The 23,200-nt window shown below is 35.2% G+C and carries 28 protein-coding genes and 1 pseudogene; 6 read left to right on the top strand and 23 right to left on the bottom strand.

Annotated features, from left to right (window positions below):
* Position 1: 1 nt before the first annotated feature.
* From gcvH to ACMV0E_RS04090, 4 genes are all read right to left on the bottom strand, one after another.
* Positions 2 to 388: a glycine cleavage system protein GcvH gene (gene gcvH / locus ACMV0E_RS04105; protein WP_416085099.1), complete on the bottom strand. Its 387-nt coding sequence runs from the start codon at positions 386 to 388 to the stop codon at positions 2 to 4.
* A gap of 83 nt (positions 389 to 471) precedes the next feature.
* Positions 472 to 1,281 (bottom strand): 16S rRNA (adenine(1518)-N(6)/adenine(1519)-N(6))-dimethyltransferase RsmA, encoded by an 810-nt coding sequence (gene rsmA / locus ACMV0E_RS04100; protein WP_416085098.1) that lies wholly within the window; start codon positions 1,279 to 1,281, stop codon positions 472 to 474.
* Positions 1,251 to 2,234 carry a resuscitation-promoting factor gene (locus ACMV0E_RS04095; RefSeq protein ID WP_416085097.1) on the bottom strand — a complete coding sequence of 328 codons (984 nt, stop codon included), beginning with the start codon at positions 2,232 to 2,234 and terminating at the stop codon, positions 1,251 to 1,253. The genes rsmA and ACMV0E_RS04095 overlap by 31 nt, the downstream gene beginning before the upstream one ends.
* Positions 2,215 to 2,877, bottom strand: a complete 663-nt coding sequence (locus ACMV0E_RS04090; RefSeq protein ID WP_416085096.1) for a hypothetical protein — start codon at positions 2,875 to 2,877, stop codon at positions 2,215 to 2,217. The genes ACMV0E_RS04095 and ACMV0E_RS04090 overlap by 20 nt, the downstream gene beginning before the upstream one ends.
* 165 nt (positions 2,878 to 3,042) lie before the next feature.
* Between ACMV0E_RS04090 and ACMV0E_RS04085 the strand changes: the two genes are divergently transcribed.
* Entirely contained in the window at positions 3,043 to 3,876 is an 834-nt protein-coding gene (locus tag ACMV0E_RS04085) for a DegV family protein (protein WP_416085095.1), read from the top strand.
* Here ACMV0E_RS04085 and ACMV0E_RS04080 read toward each other — a convergent pair.
* From ACMV0E_RS04080 to folP, 5 genes are read right to left on the bottom strand one after another with little or no spacing between them, the layout of a single operon-like run.
* On the bottom strand, positions 3,873 to 4,637 hold the full coding sequence (locus tag ACMV0E_RS04080) for an inositol monophosphatase family protein (protein WP_416085094.1): 765 nt from the start codon (positions 4,635 to 4,637) through the stop codon (positions 3,873 to 3,875). The genes ACMV0E_RS04085 and ACMV0E_RS04080 overlap by 4 nt on opposite strands.
* Positions 4,638 to 4,652: 15 nt before the next feature.
* A complete protein-coding gene (gene xth, locus ACMV0E_RS04075) occupies positions 4,653 to 5,414 on the bottom strand; it encodes an exodeoxyribonuclease III (RefSeq protein WP_416085093.1) in 762 nt (253 codons plus the stop codon).
* The gene (gene folK / locus ACMV0E_RS04070) at positions 5,411 to 5,893 is read right to left on the bottom strand and encodes a 2-amino-4-hydroxy-6-hydroxymethyldihydropteridine diphosphokinase (protein ID WP_416085092.1); all 483 of its coding nucleotides are present in this window, start codon (positions 5,891 to 5,893) and stop codon (positions 5,411 to 5,413) included. The genes xth and folK overlap by 4 nt, the downstream gene beginning before the upstream one ends.
* Positions 5,877 to 7,685 carry a DUF2207 domain-containing protein gene (locus ACMV0E_RS04065; RefSeq protein WP_416085091.1) on the bottom strand — a complete coding sequence of 603 codons (1,809 nt, stop codon included), beginning with the start codon at positions 7,683 to 7,685 and terminating at the stop codon, positions 5,877 to 5,879. Before ACMV0E_RS04065 ends, folK begins: the two co-directional genes overlap by 17 nt.
* A 3-nt stretch (positions 7,686 to 7,688) precedes the next feature.
* The gene (gene folP / locus ACMV0E_RS04060) at positions 7,689 to 8,885 is read right to left on the bottom strand and encodes a dihydropteroate synthase (protein WP_416085090.1); all 1,197 of its coding nucleotides are present in this window, start codon (positions 8,883 to 8,885) and stop codon (positions 7,689 to 7,691) included.
* 44 nt (positions 8,886 to 8,929) lie between these two features.
* Here folP and ACMV0E_RS04055 point away from each other — a divergent pair, with 44 nt between their 5' ends.
* The gene (locus ACMV0E_RS04055) at positions 8,930 to 9,349 is read left to right on the top strand and encodes a 23S rRNA (pseudouridine(1915)-N(3))-methyltransferase RlmH (protein ID WP_416085089.1); all 420 of its coding nucleotides are present in this window, start codon (positions 8,930 to 8,932) and stop codon (positions 9,347 to 9,349) included.
* 29 nt (positions 9,350 to 9,378) lie between these two features.
* Here the strand turns inward: ACMV0E_RS04055 and ACMV0E_RS04050 are convergent, their stop codons facing one another.
* Genes ACMV0E_RS04050 through ACMV0E_RS03985 form a run of 14 tightly spaced genes read right to left on the bottom strand, consistent with a single transcriptional unit; the run spans position 9,379 to position 20,482 of the window.
* On the bottom strand, positions 9,379 to 9,936 hold the full coding sequence (locus ACMV0E_RS04050) for a Hint domain-containing protein (protein ID WP_416085088.1): 558 nt from the start codon (positions 9,934 to 9,936) through the stop codon (positions 9,379 to 9,381).
* Positions 9,929 to 11,761 carry an FAD-dependent oxidoreductase gene (locus tag ACMV0E_RS04045; RefSeq protein WP_416085087.1) on the bottom strand — a complete coding sequence of 611 codons (1,833 nt, stop codon included), beginning with the start codon at positions 11,759 to 11,761 and terminating at the stop codon, positions 9,929 to 9,931. Before ACMV0E_RS04045 ends, ACMV0E_RS04050 begins: the two co-directional genes overlap by 8 nt.
* 11 nt (positions 11,762 to 11,772) lie before the next feature.
* Positions 11,773 to 12,873: an NADH-quinone oxidoreductase subunit D gene (locus tag ACMV0E_RS04040; protein ID WP_416085086.1), complete on the bottom strand. Its 1,101-nt coding sequence runs from the start codon at positions 12,871 to 12,873 to the stop codon at positions 11,773 to 11,775.
* Entirely contained in the window at positions 12,866 to 13,339 is a 474-nt protein-coding gene (locus ACMV0E_RS04035) for an NADH-quinone oxidoreductase subunit C (protein WP_416085085.1), read from the bottom strand. The genes ACMV0E_RS04040 and ACMV0E_RS04035 overlap by 8 nt, the downstream gene beginning before the upstream one ends.
* Positions 13,333 to 13,854, bottom strand: coding sequence for an NADH-quinone oxidoreductase subunit B (locus ACMV0E_RS04030; protein WP_416085084.1), 522 nt, complete (start codon positions 13,852 to 13,854; stop codon positions 13,333 to 13,335). The genes ACMV0E_RS04035 and ACMV0E_RS04030 overlap by 7 nt, the downstream gene beginning before the upstream one ends.
* Positions 13,854 to 14,744 (bottom strand): respiratory chain complex I subunit 1 family protein, encoded by an 891-nt coding sequence (locus ACMV0E_RS04025; RefSeq protein ID WP_416085083.1) that lies wholly within the window; start codon positions 14,742 to 14,744, stop codon positions 13,854 to 13,856. The genes ACMV0E_RS04030 and ACMV0E_RS04025 overlap by 1 nt, the downstream gene beginning before the upstream one ends.
* A complete protein-coding gene (locus ACMV0E_RS04020) occupies positions 14,738 to 16,618 on the bottom strand; it encodes a proton-conducting transporter transmembrane domain-containing protein (protein ID WP_416085082.1) in 1,881 nt (626 codons plus the stop codon). Before ACMV0E_RS04020 ends, ACMV0E_RS04025 begins: the two co-directional genes overlap by 7 nt.
* The gene (locus ACMV0E_RS04015) at positions 16,615 to 18,096 is read right to left on the bottom strand and encodes a complex I subunit 5 family protein (RefSeq protein WP_416085081.1); all 1,482 of its coding nucleotides are present in this window, start codon (positions 18,094 to 18,096) and stop codon (positions 16,615 to 16,617) included. Before ACMV0E_RS04015 ends, ACMV0E_RS04020 begins: the two co-directional genes overlap by 4 nt.
* A complete protein-coding gene (locus tag ACMV0E_RS04010) occupies positions 18,090 to 18,431 on the bottom strand; it encodes a sodium:proton antiporter (protein WP_416085080.1) in 342 nt (113 codons plus the stop codon). The genes ACMV0E_RS04015 and ACMV0E_RS04010 overlap by 7 nt, the downstream gene beginning before the upstream one ends.
* Positions 18,428 to 19,138, bottom strand: coding sequence for a Na(+)/H(+) antiporter subunit B (locus ACMV0E_RS04005; protein ID WP_416085079.1), 711 nt, complete (start codon positions 19,136 to 19,138; stop codon positions 18,428 to 18,430). Before ACMV0E_RS04005 ends, ACMV0E_RS04010 begins: the two co-directional genes overlap by 4 nt.
* Positions 19,131 to 19,388 (bottom strand): hydrogenase subunit MbhD domain-containing protein, encoded by a 258-nt coding sequence (locus ACMV0E_RS04000; protein ID WP_416085078.1) that lies wholly within the window; start codon positions 19,386 to 19,388, stop codon positions 19,131 to 19,133. The genes ACMV0E_RS04005 and ACMV0E_RS04000 overlap by 8 nt, the downstream gene beginning before the upstream one ends.
* 2 nt (positions 19,389 to 19,390) lie before the next feature.
* Complete coding sequence (gene mnhG, locus ACMV0E_RS03995; RefSeq protein ID WP_416085077.1) at positions 19,391 to 19,720, bottom strand: monovalent cation/H(+) antiporter subunit G; 330 nt, start codon at positions 19,718 to 19,720, stop codon at positions 19,391 to 19,393.
* A 1-nt stretch (position 19,721) separates the two neighbouring features.
* Positions 19,722 to 19,979, bottom strand: coding sequence for an MrpF/PhaF family protein (locus ACMV0E_RS03990; RefSeq protein ID WP_416085076.1), 258 nt, complete (start codon positions 19,977 to 19,979; stop codon positions 19,722 to 19,724).
* Complete coding sequence (locus ACMV0E_RS03985) at positions 19,976 to 20,482, bottom strand: Na+/H+ antiporter subunit E (protein ID WP_416085075.1); 507 nt, start codon at positions 20,480 to 20,482, stop codon at positions 19,976 to 19,978. Before ACMV0E_RS03985 ends, ACMV0E_RS03990 begins: the two co-directional genes overlap by 4 nt.
* Before the next feature lie 270 nt (positions 20,483 to 20,752).
* Here ACMV0E_RS03985 and ACMV0E_RS03980 point away from each other — a divergent pair, with 270 nt between their 5' ends.
* From ACMV0E_RS03980 to lpdA, 4 genes and pseudogenes are all read left to right on the top strand, one after another.
* Entirely contained in the window at positions 20,753 to 20,878 is a 126-nt protein-coding gene (locus ACMV0E_RS03980; RefSeq protein WP_416085074.1) for a hypothetical protein, read from the top strand.
* Positions 20,879 to 20,905: 27 nt separating this feature from the next.
* On the top strand, positions 20,906 to 21,244 hold the full coding sequence (locus ACMV0E_RS03975; protein ID WP_416085073.1) for a carboxymuconolactone decarboxylase family protein: 339 nt from the start codon (positions 20,906 to 20,908) through the stop codon (positions 21,242 to 21,244).
* A 132-nt stretch (positions 21,245 to 21,376) separates the two neighbouring features.
* A pseudogene (tusB, locus tag ACMV0E_RS03970) lies at positions 21,377 to 21,622 on the top strand (sulfurtransferase complex subunit TusB); the annotation flags it as partial.
* Between the two features lie 55 nt (positions 21,623 to 21,677).
* Positions 21,678 to 23,069 carry a dihydrolipoyl dehydrogenase gene (gene lpdA / locus ACMV0E_RS03965; RefSeq protein ID WP_416085072.1) on the top strand — a complete coding sequence of 464 codons (1,392 nt, stop codon included), beginning with the start codon at positions 21,678 to 21,680 and terminating at the stop codon, positions 23,067 to 23,069.
* The last annotated feature ends 131 nt before the right edge of the window (positions 23,070 to 23,200 follow it).

Here is a 23,200-nt window from a genome sequence, read left to right as displayed (position 1 = left end):
GCTATTCTCTTCTGTACTCTTCGTATGCTTTTGCATCCATTAACTCTTTTAACTCTTCTGGATTTTCCATTTTGATCTTAAAAAGCCATCCTTCACCGTACGGATCTTTATTAAGAAGCGATGGATCAGAGATAACCGCTTTATTAACTTCAACAATTTCCCCAGAGATTGGTGCATAAATGTCAGAAGCAGCCTTTACAGATTCAACCGTAGTAACAGTATCTTCCTTCTTTACCTTTTTCCCTAATGTTACTTCACCTACATACACAACATCACCCAACTTATCTTGCGCATAATCGGTGATACCAACAACGGCAATATCCCCTTCTACCTTAACCCACTCATCGTTTTTTGAATAGTAAAGACCTTCCACGACTTTATAAGCCATATTCTACCTCCTTGAAGTGTAATTAATATACTTCCATGTCAAGAAATTATAATACAAATCATGGAAAATTAGAAATTACTTATTCAAGGTTCTGTATTTAATTTCTCAAATAGAGAATAAATTGCAAAAAATTCATCTGCGCTAACATCTTCTGGGCGGACATTTTCATTTAAACCAAGGTCTTTAAAAATTTTTGAAAAATCAAAGTTATAAAACTCACTTAAGGTTGTTAAAAGTTTCTTTCTTCGACGATTAAACGCCTTGTGAACAAATTGCAAAAATCCTTGATAAGTCTCTCTAAATTCTCTTATTCTTTTTAACTCAATAAGAGAAGAATACACATCAGGCCTTGGAATAAAAAAATTCGGAGGGAAACGCTTATGGAATTTTACCTCAAAGAAAAACTTTGCAAATACAGTTATTGAGCCATAATCTTTTGTTTTTATATTTGAAACTAATCTTTTTGCAAATTCATCCTGAACAAGGAACACTGCTCGACTAAGTTTAGATTTTGCAACTTTCATGATAAGCTCGGATGTAATGTAGTAAGGAATATTTCCGTAAATTTCACTTGCATCAAACTGGTTAAAATCTACGGTAAGTGCATCGGCCAAAATAAAAGAGACATTTGGAATTGGATTTTCTTCGTAAAATTGGACAAATCTCTTATCCAACTCTATTGCATAGATGTGTTTAGAAAATTGAGCAATATTTCTTGTTAAAAATGCAAAACCAGGACCTATCTCTATATAAGACTCATCTTTTGAGGGATTAATTGCTTCCACAATAAAATTAAGGGCAGATGAAGAAACAAGAAAATTCTGCCCTAATCTTTTTGATGCCTTAAAGTTGTACTTATCTATCAGTAATTTAACTTCCCTTGAAATTTCCATTTACCATCAAGAATATAAACTCTTACTTTTCTTACACCCCACCTACTTGCCTCATAGGGATAATAGAAAAAAACATCTATTCTATTCCCTTTAATAGCGCCTCCCGTATCACCTGCAATAGCATAGCCATAACCTTCAACATAAAGGAGAGTTCCCATAGGAATAACTGTAGGGTCAACTGCAACAATACCAAAGCTGCTTCGTAAGCCTGATGCAGTCATCCAAGGGTTGGAATCTGTTTCTCCAATAGTTGGTGAGTAAGCAGTTGCAATAGCATCAAAGGACTTAACATATTCTTTGGGCGGATTCGCTGTGCCCTCAACATAGGTTTTAGTAATAGGCATTTTTGTAATTTTTTCATAAATAAAATCTTCTCTTATTTTATCGCCACCAAAATAAATCTCCTTATAATGGAGTTCTTTTACGCCATTTTCTCCATCTTGCTTTAAATAAATCATACCACTTGCAACCATTGGATCCTTTACATAAATAGTTTTGTATGGTATGTTTACCTTTACAATTTTTTCTTTTTCTTGATACCTCTTAATAATAAGTTTGTTTGAGTTTAGCTCAGAGTTAAGAGGAATACTAATGTAATCTTTGTCTCCCAACGTAATGCCAATGCTTTCAAGGAAATCAGAAACAACTACCTTAGTTGTATAATAAATTTTTGTTTGCTTATCAATAGTAACTTCAATAGGACGAGATCGCATAATTGTTATTTTCCCGGAATCGAAAGACTCATTTAAATTGGGTACAACAATATCTTCGGGGCGTGTTGTCAAATGCGCCTTCGATAAAACTTCTGATACGGTGAGTTCCTTGAAAGAAAGAACCTGGTAAATCTTATAGTCTGCTGTATCAGTTATTGTATAAACATGTCCAAAAGAAAATAGGAAGACAAAAGTAAGAAATATTACTATAATTAAAGTTTTAACTATTTTTTCTACCATAACCATTCCTCTCCTTAAGCAATTTTTCAATTGACTCAAGTCTTTCTTCAATGCTTCGCAAACTTCTTACAATTTCTCCAAGAAAATCAACATCAAAATCCTTAAAAGATGCTGTTTGCTCAAGATCTTCTGAGTCAAAATCATCCAAAGAGTTTATTTGCGAAATTAAAGAAAGCTTATTTTTTGTTCGCGTTTCCTTCTGTGTAATATTACCTTCAATCTTCTTGAGGAAAATAGTCGGGAAGAAATAATAAACCCCGTTATCCTCAACCTCAAGGCGCGCAAGTTCACAAAAATTCACTAAAGATGACGGTGAAATTTGATACATATCTCTTGTTGGGAGAACAATAAGGACTGAAAGTTTCTTATGCTCAGGGTTTGGTTTATTTAAAAAATCAAGAATCACTTTCTTACTTATTTTTATCCCTTCGTCCCACATAATCTGTCTTGCAATTTCTGGAAAAGCTTGCCTAAAACTTTTATCAACATCCTCAACAAAATAGAGTAAAAATAACGAATATTTGGTCTCTAAAATTGCTGCATTTTTTTCTATCGGGACCACCTTTAAAACACTTTCACCAAAATATTTTTTTATTACATTTTTTGCAAACATTAAGGCTCCATTTAATGTTTTTATTTTCATCTCATCACCTTCCTAAACTCTTTAGTTTAGCATATTTCTAAGAAAATAACAAGTGTAGTAAAAACACTTTACAAATCCTTATACGTTTAAAATTTCATAAAATTATTTTATTGTTTTTTGTGAATTTAGTGTGAATTTCTATATAATTGAGCATAGGAGGTTAATATGATTAAAACAGTCGTTGACTCAACAGGTTATATACCACAGGAAATCATAGAAAAGTACGATATAAAAGTTGTACCACTTAAAGTAAGGTTTGGAAATGAGGAATTTAAAGAAACAGATATATCTGTAGAGGAATTTTATAGAAGACTTACCTCATCAACTGAGCTTCCCAAAACTTCACAACCCTCCCCACAGGATTTCATGGAAGTATACAAACCTCTCATTGATGAAGGGCACGAAATAATTTCAATTCATCTTTCCCAAAAGATTTCTGGGACAATAAATTCTGCAAGAGTTGCAATAGAATTACTCAAAACCAACAAGATTCGAATTGTAGACTCAATGAGCACAACATTTTCTCTTAGATTTTTGGCAGAGTTTGCACTTTCACTAATTGAAAAAGGCCTTCCATTTGAGGAAGTTTATAAGGAAACAGTTAATGCAGTAAATAGAATTTACAATAGATTTGTTTTATATCACTTAAAATATCTTGTTGAAGGTGGAAGACTCAGCAAAGCCGGGGGATTGCTCGGAGATATACTAAATATAAAACCAATTTTATCTTTTACAAATGGCGAAGTGAAAATAGAAAGTGTTGCAAGATCCTTGAATAAGGCAAAAGATGTGCTTCTCAAATTTGTTAAAGAAATCAGTGATACCAAAGGCATTGATAGACTTGCGATAATTCACGGAATAAATAGCGATGTAAAAGAGTTTGAAGAAAAGCTAAAGGAGAGCGTTAATGTCCCAATTGAGAAAATGCTTTGTGGTGCAGTTATAGGAGTTTATGCAGGACCTGAGTGGATAGGAGTAGGAATTTTCGGTAAGACTTAAGCTCCGTTTATAAATTGAATCAATCTTTCGTGAAGAATTCCATTTGTTGCAAGAATTTCGTCTGCCTCAAGAAAACTTGTATTACCATCAAAAGTCGAAACTCTTCCGCCTGCTTCCTTGACAATGAGCGAACCAGCAGCAATATCCCATATATGAATACCCTTTTGATAGTATCCATCAAAGATACCCATTGCAACATGGGAAAGGTCAAGTGCTGCACTTCCATCGCAACGTAAAGACAATGCACCTTCAAGAATATTTTCAAAACTCTTGTAAGTTTTTTCATTTCTCTCTTTATATACAAACCCTGTTGCAATTAAAGCATCCTCAAATTCAGAAGTTTTTGAAACTTTAATTGGTTTATAGTTTAATAGTGCACCATGTCCTAACTCTCCTATAAATAATTCCTCAAGGATTGGATTATATACAACACCGAAAGTAATTTCAGAATCCTCCATAAAAGCAATAGAAACTGCAACCTGAGGATAGCCTTTAACAAAATTTGTAGTTCCATCGAGAGGATCAATTATAAATTTTTTATTTGATAATTCATTCAAGTCTTTGTTTTCCTCGGTGATAATTCCATAGCTTGGATAAGCTTTCAAAATACTATCTCGCACAAAGTTATCAATATACTTATCGACATTTGTAACAAGATCCCTTGGCCCTTTATATTCCACATCCAGGTGTTTTCTAAAATTATTTCTAATTATTTCACCAGTCTTCTTTGCAAGTTCAACTATAAAATCTTTTTCGTACATAAGGAACTCTCCTTTCTAATCTAAAAGTTCTAAAACTACAGGTACGTGGTCTGAAGGCTTTTCTAACTTTCTAAATGTCTTTTCAATATAGCAATTTTTTAACTTTGGAAGTAAACTCTTTGAAATAAGAATATAATCAATACGCATGCCCCAATTTCTTCTAAAACTCCCACCTGTATAATCCCACCAGGTAAACTCTTGAACATCGGGATATAGATACCTAAACGCATCAATAAGACCGACACTCATAAGATCAGTAATTGCTTCACGCTCTTCTTTCATAAAACCTATTGTGCCATTAAGCGCTACAGGGTCCCATACATCAATTGGATCCTTTGCAACATTAAAATCACCCATAAGGATAAAATCTGTATTTAAGAAATCGTTTTTTAGAATGTAGTTTTTGATCTTTTGATAAAATTCAAGTTTATAAAAAAATCTCTCCGAACCATATTCGCCACCGTGTGGAAAATAAACATTGAGAATATGAATGCCTCTTACAACACCTAAAATTGTCCTTGCTTCTGATTCAACAAGAACATTTCTATCCACTTTTTCAAACTGAAACCTTGAAATTAGTGCGACACCATTGTAGGCCTTTTGACCAAAAACTTCTACATAATAATTAAGTGATTTAAAATCCTCAAATGGAAAATGCTTTTCCTCCGTTTTTAACTCCTGCATTCCCAAAATATCAATATTGTTATCTTTCAAAAATATTTTAACATGCTCTAATCGGCTTCTTATTGAATTAACATTCCATGTTGCAATTCTCATTTTGATTTTCCCTCCAAATCTTCCAAGAGTTGTTTTACACTTTTCTTGAAAATAGGATGAACAAAATCTGGTTCAATTTCAACCAAAGGCTTTAAGACAAAAATCCTATTTTTCATATCTGGATGAGGAACTTTCAAATCCGGTTCATCAATAACCAAATCATCGTAAAATATTATATCAAGGTCAATTGTTCTGGGTCCCCATTTAATTGTGCGGACTCTTCCAAGACGTTTTTCTATATCAAGAAGAAGTAAAAGAAGTTTTCTTGGAGACAATTCCGTATAGCCTTCAATAACACAGTTTAAAAATGATGGTTGCTCAGTTAATCCGTAAGGAGCAGTTTCAATTATGGATGAAATTTTTCTTATATCCACACCCTCTTCAATAAGATAATTTACTGCATCCAAAATATTCTTATGCTTGTCGCCTAAATTTGAGCCGAGAGCAATAAAAACTCTGTGCTTAACCTGCTCCTCCACCTGATCCTCCACCACCGCCACCACCTCCACCAGAAAATCCTCCACCTGAACCAGTTGAGGTATGAGCAGTTGAACTTAAAGTTTGCATTGCAGAATTTAACGATGTTGTAAAGACATGTATAGATGAAAGATCAGACAAATTCGCTGAAGTAAAGCCCGCTCTGAATATGTAGCTCTTTGATAATTCATCCTGTGGAAGCTTATCAATGTTCATTTCTATGTATTTTAAAACTTTTTCTGCAATCCCAAAAGTTGTTGCATAAACAAGATAATCTTCCCAGATTACGATGGAATTAGGTGCATATTCTTTGAGATTAGAAAAATCTGATAAAAATTTTTTGAGTCCATTCCACTCAGCATATTTCTCAGCGCCAAGTTGTGTACGTTTTTTAAGTGTAAGAGATAAAAGTGCAAAAACAAAAAGGAAAATATACAAAAATAACATTAAGAAATAAAGCTCAAATTTTGTAATAACAAGAAATGACAAGAATGAAAAAAATCCAAGCATGACAAAATATAAAAACATAATCTTTGTTCTATTTTCAAAATAGCCCATTTTTCTTCCCTCTTCTTGGACCATTCCTTTAAATTTTTGAAACATATCGTATGCAACTTTACTTCTTGTTTTCGAAAATCGCTTAATCATATCTGTTGAAACAAAATTATTTCCTCCAGAAATTACATTAAAAAGAAAATCATAGGCAAATAAAAGATGCCCTTCTAAATTTGAAGGATCTTTATTGGTCTTGTAAAAATAAGTAACAGGCTCTTTTTTATTAAACAATATGAAATTTCTATCCTCTTCTTTTATCTCAAGGGAAATATACCCCTTTTTAACAAGGTAAAGAATTGTAGCAGTTAGATCATCAGGAAGAACGTTTTCGAATCGCAAAAGATAGCCAACAATTGCTGGAGATAAATCCTCAGGTATTTCCCTCATATAAATAATATCCTTTTTAGATACAGGCTCTTTCCCAAAAGTAAAAAATAGAAAAAGATATATAACAAGGAATAAAACCCACATGCCAAAGAATACAATAATACCTGTTCTTATCTTTGATTTTAATGCTTCAGTTCGCACCGCCTCAGCAAGTTCTTCCTGCATTATACTATTTAATTTTTCTTGAGGTATAACTTTTGCATCGGTGAGAATGTAAGGAGGAAATAAAACTCTTGCTTCAATAAATGTATTGGGTGGAACATTTGTTGCGTTAAAATGAGCGCCTGATCCATCAATACGCTCAACAACACCATTTAAAGGACCGTGCCCAAAAACCTTTATCTCATCCCCGTTTACTGTTTTGGGTAAATACACAAAGCCATCAAAGTTTAAAGTTTTTTTATCCCAACCTGAACCTATTAATTGCCAATAAAAATCTGCAACATCTTTATAAACCTTTATTCCACCAATAACCTTGTACCTAAATATAAATGTCTTTGCTGTATTTTTGGCATCGTAGAAAAATTTTGCAAAGTACGAATTCCCTTGATCTTGAAAAATGTATGTTCCTGGTGTATTCGTTTCACCTACTGTTAGCTTATAGGGACCACTTTCATCACTTATAGAAAAATTTTCAATGCGTTCAAATCCTTGTTTTGGCAAAGTGTATGTAGCCCAGTGAAAAGAACCATCAAATTTATACGTGCGAGCCTCTTCAAAATCAAAACTTCCATCACTATTTATATGCACTGTTACATTTACTTTTGGAAAGTAATAGTCCTTTGCAAAAGCATCTGCCCTGAATGAAAAAATTATTGAAACAACCAAAAAAAACAAAAAAAACTTTTTCATCTATTATCCCCCTTTCCCCTCGCTTATTATTGCCCTATACATACGTATCATGTCTTTATGGGGCAAAACATCATGTACCCTCAAAATTGAAGCACCTTTGATGAGTGAAAACATATTTGATGCAAGCGTTCCATAGAGCCTGTCATCTACGGGTCTATTATCAAGCGTAAAACCAATAAAAGACTTCCTTGAAAGTCCTACAAGGATTGGTTTATTAAAGATCGTAAATTCGTGAAGTTTATTGAGTATTTCAAGGTTGTGTTCTTTTGTCTTTCCAAAACCGATTCCAGGGTCAATGATAATCTTATCAATACCAAAGGAACTTAGGAAATTTATCCTTTCCTCAAAATATTCAAGAAGTTCCTTCATAAGATCATCATAATGAGGATTTCTTTGCATATCTTTGGGAGTGCCTTTTATGTGCATTGTAATAACAGGCACATTGTATCTTTTCGCAACATCGATCATTAAAGGATCAAATCTCAAACCGCTTATATCATTAATTATATCTGCACCAACATTTATAGATTCTTCTGCAACCTTTGATTTATAAGTGTCTATGGATATAGGGATGCTTGGAAATTCTTTTCTTATGGCTTCAATTACCGGAATTACTCGCCTCAATTCTTCATCAACAGAAACGCTTTCAGAGTAAGGACGAGTAGATTCACCACCTACATCAACGATGTCCACACCTTCAGCAACCATTTTTTCTGCATGTTTCAAGGCGTCCTCAACATTCAGAAATTTTCCACCATCAGAAAAGGAGTCAGGAGTCACATTCAAAATTCCCATTACAAATTTGTCACTGTTAAAATCAAATGTTTTTCCTCTTATTTCAAAAATAGGAAGTGGAGTATTTTCTAAATACTTTTCTAACGACATCCTTACATCCTTTAACCCAAAATAGGGCATATAAGAAAGTTTTTCAATGATTCTCTTATATACTCTTTTTGTTCCAATTAGTATTGCATCTGATTTTTCTGTTCTAAAGCTTGCAACCTCTCTTGAGATTGCAACATCACCGCCTGCGCTAAGAAACTCTTGTTTAAGGATATTTGCACCTCTTGCATCAAGGTTATAAATTTTAAACAATAGAATTTGGCTTTTTTCTTTAAATAGGTTAAAAACAGCACGGTCAACCTTTACATTTTCAAGCTCATTTTCCAAATAAGAAAAATCAATCTTTCTTAAAATCAAATGGATCTCCTTTCTTATTTTTCACATTCAATTATACTTAAAATATGAAAATTAAGATATATGCAGTAGATAAACTGAAAAAAGAATACAATAAACTTGGGACACTTGATTATCTTGAAAGGATAAAGTATTACATTCCAATAGAAGTTTATGAAGTAACAGAGGAAAAGCTTAAAAAACTAATTTCAAAAGAACATTACAATATCGTTCTTGATGAAAAGGGTAAAGAGCTCACATCTACCGAATTGTCACAATTAATACAAAAATTACTTTCAAGTCAAAATAAGGATATAGCATTTTTTATTGGTGGATCAGAAGGATTCTCAAATGAAATAAAAGGAAAAGCTGATTTTACTTTAAGCCTTTCAAAACTTACTTTTCCTCACGAACTTGTAAGGGTAATACTTTTAGAACAAATTTACCGCGCATTTACAATAATAAATAATGAGAAGTACCACAAATAAAAGGGGGCAAAAGCCCCCTTTTTAAAAAATTAGTAAGACTTTCCAAAAATTCCATTTACGAAGGCTCCAAAGTCCTCTGTCAAAACACCGTAAACATGTAAAAAGTTTGGTTCGATTTGCTGTACTTGAAGAACCTTCTCTACCTTTGCACCAGAAAGAGAATGAACATATAACTTATCTCCTTCTTTAAGATCAGATGCTTTAACCAAATATTCTTCTTCCTCAATAAGCTTTACAAATTTATGACTCTTAGAAACAATTGTCTCATACCTTTCAGTTTTCACTTTATAAATAGACTCATAAATTCTTCTTCTCACTATTTTAAGTACTCTTGAGAAACTATTGAAGGAATAGACAAACATTTCATCTTGTATATCTTTAATCCAGATATCCTCTGCTTTTGAAAGCATTCGCTCTGTTGCATTAGGAACAGAAGCCTTAGTAACAACAGTAAAAAGATTTGATACAGTTATAAATCCAACCTTATTTGCAAATCTCACAAGGAGATATTCGTGTGGTGAATAACCATTAAAAAACCTATCGAGTACTGGTTCTCCAAAAGTAATTTGATCTTTGAGGTTAATCATTTTTTCCTCCTTTGACATTCCTTAAGTAGAAATCAATACCAATTGCCGCCCTGTGACCATTTGCAATAGCTGAAATTGCATTTCCAAGCGAAGTTTCAACAAGATCTCCGCCTGCGAATACACCTGAAATTGAAGTTTCACCAAACTCATCAACCCAGATACGCCTACGTGGTGTAAACTTAAGTTGTTGCATAAGATGTTCTGGAATGAAGGATAGGTTTGTTGTTTGACCTACTGCTTCAATAATGTAATCTCCTTCAAGGAATAGTGTTTGATCTTCATAGAATGTTGGATTAAACCTTCTCTGCTCATCGAAAACAGACTTTACCTTCTTAACAATGAGGCCCTTTAATTTTCCATTCTCAAAAACTGCCTCTTTTGGACCCCATCCTGGGTTAAATATGACACCTTCTTCAAGTGCACCTTCAATTTCCTCTTTTGATGCAGGCATAATATCCCAGTCTTCAAGAGAAACAGTTTGTACCTTTGTATCGATGCCACCGTAGTTAATCTCATGCAACCTTACAACTGTTCTTGCAACATCCATTGCAACATTTCCACCACCAATAACAATAACCTTCTTGGGAACATCTCTTCTGCCTTCAACCTTAACTTGTCTGAGGAAGTCAATTGCCTGAATTATAAATGGCGTATCCTCTCCGTTAAGATTTATCGCCCTTCCATAAGAAAGACCAACACCAATATAAACTGCGTCATAATCTCTCATAAGATCTTCAAAAAGAACATCTTTCCCAACTTCAGTATTGAATTTAAATTCTACACCGAGGTCTTTTAAGTGTCCCACTTCTTTATCAATTTCATAGACAGGAAGCCTGTACATAGGAATACCAAGTCCCAAAGCGCCACCAGGAACAGAACGCTTTTCAAACACTGTGACAGAATGCCCCATAAGTGTCAAATAGTATGCGGCAGAAAGTCCCGATGGACCTGAACCAATTACTGCGACTTTCTTTCCAGTTTTTGGGAACATGTATGGATCTGAAACTTTATAGTCTTTCACCATATCAGTTGCAAATCGCTTAAGCCACATAATTTGAACTGCATCGCCACGGTAATTGTAGACACAATCATCCTGACACTTGTGGGTACAAATTCTTCCGCAAATACCAGGAAGCGCATTATCCTCAAGCATGTATTTAACAGAAATCTCGTATTCTTTCTTAAAAATCGCATCGATGTATTCAGGAATTTTCATATGTGCAGGGCATCCTTGCATACAGATACCACAGCCAAGGCAACGCTCTGCTTCTTTTATTGCGGCTTCTTCTGAGAATCCGAGGATGAGTTCTTCGAAGGTCTTCTTCCTTACATATGGTTCAAGCTCAGGCATTGGAACTTTTTCAAGTTCAAGAGGTGTAATCTCGTTCAATTGTGTGAAACCATTTTCTGCGGTTCTTCTCTCCTCTGCTGGAAACCAAACAAACGCATCGCCATCTTGGGAAGTAAATATAAGGTTTCTTTCCATTTTTAAAGATCCCGTAGGACAGACCTCAACGCACAAACCACAGTAAGAGCACCTTCCGTAATCAATTCTCGGTCTTAAATGTGTTGAACCTTCTTTTGGATTTACAAGATGAAATGCCTTAGGATCATCCATTGTGATTGCTTGACATGGACAGATGCTCATGCAGTTTCCACAGCCAATACATTTATCAAGATCATTTACATGAAAACCTCGATAACGCTCCGGAAGGTTGAGCTTTTCTTTAGGGTACTGCACAGTAACGGGTTTCTTAAAGATATACTTTGTTGAGGTTAAAGCACCAATATAACTTGTTTTTTCAAAATATTCTTTGTTTTCCATCGCAACACCCCTCATCTATCAATTTCAGGCGGGCAAATATCAAGTGTTTCCAAAATAAATGGAGCATCGGATAACTTCTGCCCAACCAATAACTCCTCTGCAAGAGGATACATATGAGGCATAGAAACACCTCTTACAGAAACTCTGTATGGCTTATCTGTCCCATCTGAGACAAAGTAGAATCCGTATTCGCCTCTTGAAGATTCAACCCTTGCGTATGCCTCACCTTCTGGTATTACCCATTTGAATGGATTTGGCATCTTTTTCCATACATCGCCTTTTGGCATCTTCTTTACAGCTTGCTCGATTAGATTTAAAGATAATTCAAGCTCAAGTCTTCTTTGAATTTCTCTTGCCCAAGCATCACCATCATCAAGAACGGGTATATCAAAATCAAGATATGGATAAGCAGCATATGGCTCATCCTTTCTTACATCAACCTTAACGCCTGTTGCTTTTAAATTTGGTCCAGTGACACCCATTTGAAGTGCGGTTTCCTTTGTAATCTTTGCAAGTCCCTTTGCCCTGTGCATAAACATTGGATTTTTAAAGAAGAGGTTATCGTACTCAATGAGGCGGTCTTTCATATACTTAACAAAACCTAAAACATCGTCCTCAAAGCCTGGATAAGTATCCCTTCTTACTCCACCTGGCCAAATATACATATGATAAACTCTTGCTCCAGAAAGCTTTAAAAATATATCAAGCATAAGGTCTCTGTCTGCAACTGCCCAGTAGTTAACAGTGTAGTTACCAAGCATAGCAGCTGTGCCTCCAAAATGGAAAAGCAAAGCATTCACACGTGCCGCTTCGAGTACAATAGTTCTTATAAATTTTGCGCGTTCCGGAATTTCAACTCCCATGAGTTCTTCAATTGCCATTGAATAAACAGCCTCATTTATGTCAGGCTCTGGAACACAAATTCTTGGTATAAGAGCAAGGTTTTGAAGGTATGTCCTTTGCTCCATTAATTTTTCAAATGCTCTGTGTAGATATCCAGAATTACCTTTTGCCTCAACTATTGTGTCTCCCTCAAGTTTTAGGTGGACTGAGAAATTACCATGGATCCCTGGATGGTTTGGACCTATATTCAGTTCATATTCCTTAATCATACTTTACCTCCACATTCCTTGCCTCATAGTGCTCAGTTGCGTACTTAATTGAATCGAAATCTTTTCTCAAAGGCGGTAAATCCTCCCACCCTTCAAGGAGAAATGGCTTCATTGAGTCTGGATTTCCTATAACCTTAATCCCAAACATCTCTCCAAGCTCAACCTCGTACTTGAAAGCATTTGGATAAATATTTGTTATAGTTTCAATTTCAGGATTTTCCTTTGGAATTCGCGTCTTCACTATAGCAAGAATCTTGTTTTCATTGGAATAGACAAGTGCAACAAGTTCGAATTGATTGTCCTTAACAAAATCAACTGCTGTAAAAAGCGTAAGTCTCTTGAAGGAGAGGCCTTTTAAAGCATTGAGCGTAGAAGAAAAGGAATCGTTCTTTACCTTAATAATAATCCTTTGAGGGCTTTTTTCTAAGATCTCACCCTTTATAACTTTCTTAATCTCTTCTACCATTTGAGCACCTTCCTTTGATTTGCCTTATAGTAATCATAATTTTCAATATACTTTCTCCAACCGTTAGCCTTTCCTTCATCAATGAGTTTCATAAGTGTCCTAAATCCTTCAAGTACAGCCATAGGGGTTGGCATACAGCCTGCAATATACACATCAACAGGCAAATACAAATCTAACCTTTTAACTACTGCATAAGAGTCCCAGTATATGCCTCCATTTATAGTACAAGAACCAAAACCAATTACATATTTTGGTGGAAGCATCTGCTCATAAACAGTTACAAGTCTTTTAAGAGTTTTTATGTTTATGTAACCTGTTACAAGGAGAATATCTGATTGCCTTGAGGTTACAAATGGGGCTATACCAAACCTTTCCGCATCAAAACGAGAAGTAATTGTGGGAGGTAGTTCTACTGCACCACAAGCAGTGCAATAGTGAAGCATCCAAAGAGAACGCTTTCTCAAATGATCAAGTATTTCAACATAACCCTCTTCCAATGTTTCCTGTAGTTCCATTACTTACCTCCTATATAGACTATCAAAAGACCTAAAAGGGCAATTAAAGTAGGCCATCTCCAAAAATATCTAACAGCATTTTCGATTCTAAATCGAGGAAAAACCGTATCAAACAATGTCATTACTATAATTACTCCAAGTTGCTTAAGAATAAATGTAAAAATGTTTGAAGCGCCTCCAAGGAAAAGAATTGTGAAAAATGCAGTCTCAATATAGACCTGGATTGCATGACCTATCATAAGAAGTCCAAGATGTTTCCCGCCATATTCAACCATAGGTCCTGTTGCAACTTCTTGTGGCGCAACAACCGTATCGAATGGGTGTTCTCCCATTGCACCATAAGTTGCAATAAATCCAGCAATTGCAGTCAATGGAAGTAAAAACAAATTCCAATTGAATCCAGATTGGAGTGTCATAAATTTATAGAGATCGGTTGTCCCGTATCTTACAACAAGTGTATTTCCTGCAATGACTAGAGGAAGCTCATATCCGAGCATAAGCGTCAATGCCCTTGCAATACCAATGGATGCATTTGGGTTTCCGGACTCACCTGCACCAAGCGCCATACCAAGAGATCCAATTACCATAATATAAAGAAATGCAATAAGATCCCCGTAAGGTGTAAGTTGCTTAAAGTGAGGAAGGGGAAGGAATAGCACAGTCAAAATTGAAGCACCGACAAAAATAACTGGTCCAAGATCAAACATCACACCGTGAGAGATATTCTCTTTTTTTGAAAGAAGTTTGATGATATCAAGTAAAGGCTGATGCAATGGCGGACCGTATCGCCTATGAATGCGCGCAACCATTTTTCTTTTGAAGCCTTCAAGAAAGATACCTACAAAAAAGGCAAAAATAGGCGTTAAAATTAAAACAAGTTTTTCTACCATAATACGCCTCCTATTATGTAAATGAGGGAGAAAATCGTAAGAATTATGATTCCAAGGCTCACATAGGTTTCAAGATTTCCAGTATATATTCTCCTTATATAGTCCCCCACAGTTTTTACAAAACCTACAAAGTTTTCGTAAATTCTATCTATGCTCCACTCATTGAAGGGTTTTATAATGTCATCAAAGAAACTGTAGAAGCCAAAACTATAGTTGTATTTTACATCTTCAGTTAGAATTTCGCCTGCATAGTAATTATCAAGTTGATGGACGCTTCTTGTTTTTGGAAGAAGGTAGAAGATAAGTGCTGCAACTACAAAACCACCCATGAGTGCAGCTGAAATAATAGGAACGTTTAAAGCATGAAGTCCTGGTTGTTCTGGAAAGCCTGTAAGAGTGTATTTTATAGGATCAAAACCAAGGAATGCCTCAGCTTTAGAAACAAAATACATAGGAATTCCCGGCAAAACTCCAAATAGAAGCGCAAGAAGAGAAAGCACAAGCATTGGTACTTGCATAAGAATTGGCACTTCCTTAACACCCTCATATTTCTTCGGAAGCTGTCCAAGGAATATTGAATGTATTAACCTATAAACATACATAAATGATCCTGTCCCACCCAGAAGTGCAATAGTTAGAAGTAGTGGTTCTTTATTTTGTATTAAAGCTTCATAAATGAGATACTTCGAGACAAATCCATTTAATGGCGGAATACCCGCAGTTGCAATAATTGCAAGAAGCATTGCAATAAAAGAAATTGGCATCTTCTTAATGAGTCCACCAAGTTCTGAAAGATTTTTTGTGCCAGTTCTGTATATAACACCACCCACGACAAAGAATAGAATTCCTTTAAAAATTGAGTGATTTACAATGTGTAATAACCCACCTGCAACACCAAGAGGTGTTCCAAGCGACAAACCGAGAAGTATATAACCACTCTGTGCAATTGAAGACCAGGCAAGAATTTTCTTCGCATCCTCCTGCACAATCGCAACAAATGTTCCTATGATGATTGTTAATGCACCAATCCACTGAAGAACATACATAATAAGAGGAGCTTCGAAAACTCTTGGCATTATTTTTGAAAAGAGATTAAGTCCAAAAATCGAGAATACAAATATTGTAAATAAGTAAAGACCCACCTTCTTCACAACTGAGGAAAGCAAAACAGAAACAGAATCAGGCGCTTCTGCATAGGTAATTGGTGCCCATACATGAAGAGGCATGATCGAAGCTTCGATAAGAAAGCCGATTACAAATAAGACGAACGTTATTAAAACAATTGGGGTTGGTGCAGTTGAAAGATAGCCTGAAATCTCTGCATAACCAAAACTTCCCGCTTTAAAGAATAAAAACACAACTGCTGCAAGCATTGAATTGGCACCAATAAGAGCCCAGGTAATATATTTAAGTTGTGCATTATGTGATTCTTCATAACCTTTACCGATAAGAAAGAAGATAATTAATGCAATAATTTCAAAGAAAATAAAGAAAGACAAGATGTCTCTTGCAAAAAGTACTCCGAAAACTGCACCCTCTAAAAATGAGAACTCAAGAATAGCTAAATCAGAATCTTCCAACTTATCAAATTCGAAAAGAAGAAAAATGCCAGCAAGAAGAAAGATTAATGAGAAAAGAAGTGATAACATAAATGATAAAGCATTTATTCCCAATGATAGACTCTGTCCAAGAACAGTGAGATAATAAAAGTTATCGATTGTTTTATTCGCATACTGATATAGTTCAAAAAATGGAAGTATAAGGAATATCAAGAAGAAAATATTTCTCACCGCTTTATGTAATGCAGAACCAGCATAGGCAAGAAGTCCACCAAAAATTGGCGTAAGTAAAATCATCAAAAGTGAAAAGTTCATTTTAAACCTCCCAAAACTGAGGTTAGATAAATTGTTCTTTGTATTAATTGATTTGCTATATCATTAGTAAAATTAAGGACATTCATAGGCCTTGAGCTAAGAATAACTAATATTAGCACAAGAATAAATGGCGAAATGACAAGCCATGGATTTTCTGCTTGGAAATTCTTGTCACTCTTCTCAAAAAGAATCTTAAATACTCTATAGAAATAAACGCCTTCTATAATTGCTGCAAAAAGCACAAGTGCAAAGGATAAATATCCAAGAAAACCTGGAAAATCAAGTAAAGTCTGAAGAATTGCTAATTTTGTGAAGAACCCAAAGAACGGAGGAACTCCAATAAGAGAAAGCGCAGCAAAAACAAAAAGGATCGATGTTAAAATATTTACTCTTCCAAAGCCTTTAAGGTCATCAATATTTCTTGAACCTTGAGCTTCAATCATGATGCCTGCAACTAAGAACAATACCGCTTTTGAAAATGAATGGTTTACCATCTGTGCAACTGAAGCAGAGATTGAAGCTTGAGTTCCAACAGAAAAAGCAAGTACAAACAACCCTGTTTGCCCAATTGTTGAATATGCAAGCATTCTCTTTAGATCCTTCTGGAAGAATGCAGCAATCTCACCAAAGAAGAGAGTAAGAAGTGCAATGATGAAAAGATATGGAATAAATGCAGAATAATTAAATACAGTAACAGTAACCCTTATTATTGCATATATTGCAGTTGTTGTGACAATACCCGAAAGCATTGCAGATATACCTGATGGAGCAGCAGGGTGTGCATCAGGAAGCCAGGAGTTCAAGGGGAAAAGCGCTCCTTCAACTGCAAGTCCAAAGAATATTAATACATAAGGAACAAGTTTTTCAAGGCTTCCGACATAATCAAGTTTTGTAGCAATATGTGCCATGTTAAGCGTTCCTGTTTGCGCATAGATAAGAACAATACCAATAAGAAGTAAGGAACCTGCAAGAATGCCCTGAACAACATATTTAAAACCTGCTTCAATAGAATCCTTGCTACGCATATACCCAACAAGCCCGAAGGAAGATAGAGAAAGCACTTCAAAGGCAACAAACACATTAAAAAGGTCACCTGTTATACTTATCCAACTTGATGCCATGATAAGGAGAGTAAAAAGAATGTGGAATTTATCTGTTGGCTCCTCCTTCATATAGAAGATATTGTAAAAAGAAATAAGAAACCCAAGGACATTTACCATAAGGACAATAATAAAATTCAATTTGTCGACAGCAAGGATTATTACGTATGGGGGGTTTAGTCCTGCGGTTGTGCTTAAAACAATAGAGCCATACAAAACTTTTACTCCAATAAAATAGATGACAACAAGATTAAGTGCACTTACAATGAGTGGAACAAATTTAATGAGTTTCTTTAAAAATGGAGAAATGATAATCGAAAGAAAAGCAAAGAAAAGAGGAATAACTACCAATAATGTTGGATTAGCCAAGTTTACCATCTTAGACTCCTTATCTTTCTTATATCCAATGTGCCGTACTTCCTATAGAGAAGCACGACAAATGCCGCAGCAAGTGCAAGTTCAGAGGCACCAATAACAATGGAGGTAAGAGTAAGAGCCTGAGGCACAGGATCAACCATAAGACTTGCATTCATTACATCTTTCGAAAATATCGGTGCTGTTTTTCCGTTTACATACCCAATTGAAACAATAAGAAGATTAATACCTGTTTCAATGAGGTCAAGCCCTATAATTATCTTTATGAGGTTCTTTTTTATAATAAGAGCATAAATGCCAATACCAATTATGAGAAGTGCAGAAATATAGAAAATCATTCTTCACCTCCAGCTTCTTCGCACTTCACTTCACACATAAGATCATCAATAATATTGGATAACTCTGAACCTACCTTTAAGCCAACACCTATATAAATTGGAAGCATTATACCACCAGAAAGTAGATCAAATAAAGTTCCGTTAGGTAATACATTTGCAAGGAAGGAACCTTTCATAAAAAATCCTAATAGTCCTATAATTACATACGTAAGACCACCTAATCCTTCAACAAGATAGAATTTTTTTCTATCAATTGAAGTTTCCTCATATGCAAGGTAGAGAAGTAGAAATCCTGTTGCAATAAGAGCTCCACCCTGGAAACCTCCACCCGGGGTTAAATGTCCATGCATGAAGATATAAGCGCCTGTAAGGAGGCTAAAGGGAAACACAACACGTGTTCCAATTTTTGTTACGAAATTTGATTCTTGAAGTTTTTGTTTTCTTTTCTTTTCACCCATAAAGTAAAGCACAGCAACACCTAAGGCAGCCGTGAAAAGGACTGTTACTTCACCAAGGGTATCAAAGCCTCTGTAGAAAAGCGTAACCGATGTAACGACATTTGCAGCACCTGTTTGAGGAACTGTATTATCAAGATAGTATTTTCCAACATCCATCTTATCTACACCAAATTTGTAGTTTGACATAAAAATCGCAATTGCTGCAATAATTATGAGGATAAATACACCATAAACAATTTTTCTAATCATCATTATCCTCCCGCTCCGTCTTTTTTACGGCAACAATGTAAATTGCCATAGTAAGTGCCGCACCAATTGCGGCTTCAGACATTGCTACATCAGGTGCCTGCAGAAGCAAAAATACCAAAGATACAAGAAGACTTCCACCGCCCATAAATATAACTGCTGCAAGAAGATCCTTAACGTGTATTGCAAGAATGGAGAGAATTATCGTAAGTACAAGAAGAAGGTAAGAGAAAATTAGAATATAAATATTCATCGTCATTCACCTTCTTTCTCTTTGAACTTATCAACCACAGTTTTGTCAGTCATTGGGGATTTTGCCTTGTATCCTGCACGAATGAGTGCTGAACCCGAAATAGGTGCAGTAAGAATAATAAATGTTGCAAGAATTATTGATTTTATAAGAATATCCTCCTTCATAAGTCCTATTCCAATAATTGAGGAAATTGCTCCAAGCGTAGTTGCTTTTGTTGCAGCCTGCATTCTTGTGTATAGATCAGGAAGTCTCAAAAGGCCAATTGCAGAGAGGAGAAAGAAAAACGCACCGATAAACATGAGAGTATAGCCGATGATAACGTTAATACCCATCTCAAAGCCCCCTTTCAATAAAGCGAGCAACAACAAGAACGCCAACAAAAGAAATAATTGCATAAACTACAGCCACATCCATATAAAATGACCTTCCAAAGACCAATGCAAAGAATACAAAAAGTGCAACAAAAAGTGTTGTAAGAGTATCCAATGCCATTGCACGATTTGCCGTGTCAGGTCCTTTTACGAGTCGCACAATCATAAGAATCGTTGAAACTGCAAGCAAGCCCAAATAAATCAAATCTACCACTTTCATGAGAAAATCTCCTTCAAAAATTTTTCAAAAGGCGAAACAATACTTTCAGTTGCGCCTTCAACGCTTTCATCGTCCACAGTAATCCAATGGATAAAAAGTTCATCCCCCACAACATCCATAGTAATAGTCCCTGGTGTAAGTGTAATTGAATTTGCAAGGGCAAGTTTACCTGCATCTGTTTTTAATTTTGTCTTAACTTTAACAATTCCAGGTTTTATAGGAAGAGATGGATTAAGGACAATCATTGCAACCTGAACATTCGCCTTAACAACTTGATAGAGATAGTAAGGAATGTAAATAATAAGATAAAATAGCTTTTTTGGATTTAAATGAGCAAGACCGTGTTCTGTAAAGAGATCTGCCGTGCCAATTGAAATGACAAACGCAATAAGGAATCCAAAAATTAATTCTGAGGTTGCAAAACTTTCAGTAAGTAAAATCCATGTAAGGAATAAAACAATCGTTTCAAAGATAACCTTACTTAGGTAGTTTGCTTTTTCCATTTTTCACCACCTTTCACCTAATTTTATGCCTACCTCAACTATTTTAAAATTTTTTTTATATTAGTCAAGCAAACGTCTTACCTTTTGTGAAATTGTGAAAAAGCAAATGCTTGGTAAAATAAAGTTCTTTCTTAATTTTTAGAGTCAACTTTGTTATTTACCATTCAAATTACATGGCTTAAACACTATATTGATAATTTCATAATGATATTAGTGAAATTTTACTCAAAAAGTATTGCAAAATTTTAAAATATGTATATAATGATAAGTGTGAATAGAATGATTAAGTACGAACAATTTAATGAATTGGTGCTTTTTAGCACAGAAGAATTTAGAACAAATATTTCTGATAGACAATTTTACTGGTTTTCTTCCCGACGGAAGAAAACATTATAAATAAAAATTTTTAAAGGGAGGTTGCGTATGGACGCAAAACAAATGGTTGAAGATTTTATGAAAACCGCTAAACAACTCGGAGAGTTTGACAAGGGTTACATTGACGCTGTAATGGGACTTATCAAGGAAGCAGAGAAACCAGGGGCACTTTCAACCAAAGAGAAAGAACTTATTTCTATTGCACTTGGTATTGCAGCACACTGTGCCTACTGCATTGCTCTCCATGTGAAAAATGCAATTGAGGCAGGTGCAACAAGGGCTGAGATCCTTGAGGCAGCAGAAGTTGCAGGTCTTATGGGCGGCGGTCCATCAATTGCTTACATCAGACTAGTCCTTGATGCTTTAGAGCAATTTGGCGCAAAGTAGTTTTTGAAATTCTTAAATAAGGGGGCTTTTGCCCCCTTTTGTTAAAAATATTTACAAAAGGAGGTATTTAGAAATGGCTGAATTAAAACCAAACTACACGCTTGATGAAAGGGTTATAAAAAATCTCCAGATTATCAAGTTGCACATTTATTGTTAGAAATTGCTCTTCCTCAAGATAAAGTAGTTTTTATTCAAGATGGCATCCTGTTTGCCGTTGAAAAAGATATAAAAACCTTGGTTAAAGACGAGGTTGAACTTTACGCATTAAAGGACGATTTTATTGCACGTGGATTTGATGAGAGCGAAAGTTTAGTTCCTCTTTTAACTTACGATGAGTTTGCGGAAATTGTAGAAAAGGAGCCAAAAATCATTTCTTAGAAAAACTTGGAGAGGAAATTCCTTTCCTTCCATTATAATTTATTGGAGGTGAAAAATGGAAGAATTTGATGTTATTGTAATTGGATCAGGCTCTGCAGGATATGTATCAGCAATAAGGCTTGGAGACTTAGGAAAAAAGGTTTTGATAGTAGAAAATAGAGTCTTGGGTGGTACATGTCTCAATAGAGGGTGCATCCCAACAAAGGCGATACTCAAAGCTTCCGATATATATAGGGAAGCACATGAATCAAAAATCTTCGGCATTACAGTAAATCACGTTTCATTCGATCCAAAAGGAATAAAGGTGTGGAAAGAAACGGTTGTTAAAAAACTTGTTTCAGGAGTAGACTTTCTTCTTAAAGCAAGAAAAGTCGAAATTAAATACGGAAGAGGCTATCTTATTGACGGAAATACCGTTGAAATTGAAACAGCACAGGGCAAAGAAATTTATAAAGGTAAAGATATAGTTATCGCAACAGGCTCTGAGCCTGCTATGATTCCTACTTTTAAAATTGACCATGTAAATGTTCTCACTTCAGATGATGCACTTGAGCTTACTGAATATCCTAAAAAAATGATAATTGTTGGTGCTGGGGCAATAGGAATGGAATTTGCAACATTCTTTAACTCATTTGGAACACAAGTAACAGTTGTAGAAATGATGGAAACGGTTGTTCCAACTCTTAAGGATAAAAAACTTACAACACTGATACAGAGGATATATCAAAAGAGAGGCATAGAGTTTAAATTAGGACAAAAGATTGAAAGTATTGATGTAAAAGATAATAAAGTTTATCTAACACTGGGGAATGGCGAAGTGCTTGAAACAGAAAAGGTACTTGTATCAATAGGTAGGAAGCTTAATTCCGATAATATCGGCCTTGAAAAAGTTGGCATTCAAACCGAAAAAGGAAGAATAATAGTTAATGAATATTTAAGAACAAATATTGAACACCATTACGCAATTGGAGATGTTGTAGGTGGTCTTCTTCTTGCTCATAAGGCAATGAAAGAAGGAGAAGTCGTTGCAGAAATTATTGCAGGACATGATACAAAGATGGACTATCGAGTTGTGCCTTGGGCAATATTTACAACACCAGAAATTGCTTCCGTAGGTTTAACAGAAGAAGAGGCAAAGGCACATGGAATTGATGTTGTAACAGGAGAATTTCCGTTTACAGCAAATGGAAAAGCAGTTTCAATGAACGCAACAGATGGTACTGTTAAGGTTGTTGCAAGAAGTGACACAAAGGAAATTATTGGTGCACAAATCATAGGACCCGAAGCTTCAGTAATGATATCAGAACTTGCCTTGGCAATAAAGAATAAATTAACGTTGAAGGATGTTGCAGATACAATTCACACGCATCCAACACTTCCAGAAGCAGTAATGGAAGCAGTGAAAGTCCCATTAGGAGAAGCTGTTCATATAGTTGTAAGAAAATAAAAAATAAAATCACAACAGAGAGGGGAAGTTTTCCCCTCTAATCCCACTGATTTGTCGCTACGGAATTAGCAGAATATCTCTTTTTAAGGAGCTTAAAAAGAAAAGTATATCAATTCATTGAAATTCGGAGA

Origin of the sequence: Caldisericum insulae (assembly GCF_047785965.1) — a bacterium.
GTDB lineage: Bacteria > Caldisericota > Caldisericia > Caldisericales > Caldisericaceae > Caldisericum > Caldisericum exile_A.
Note: the sequence above shows the minus strand (reverse complement) of the source record. Positions and strands in the feature narration are given on the sequence as shown.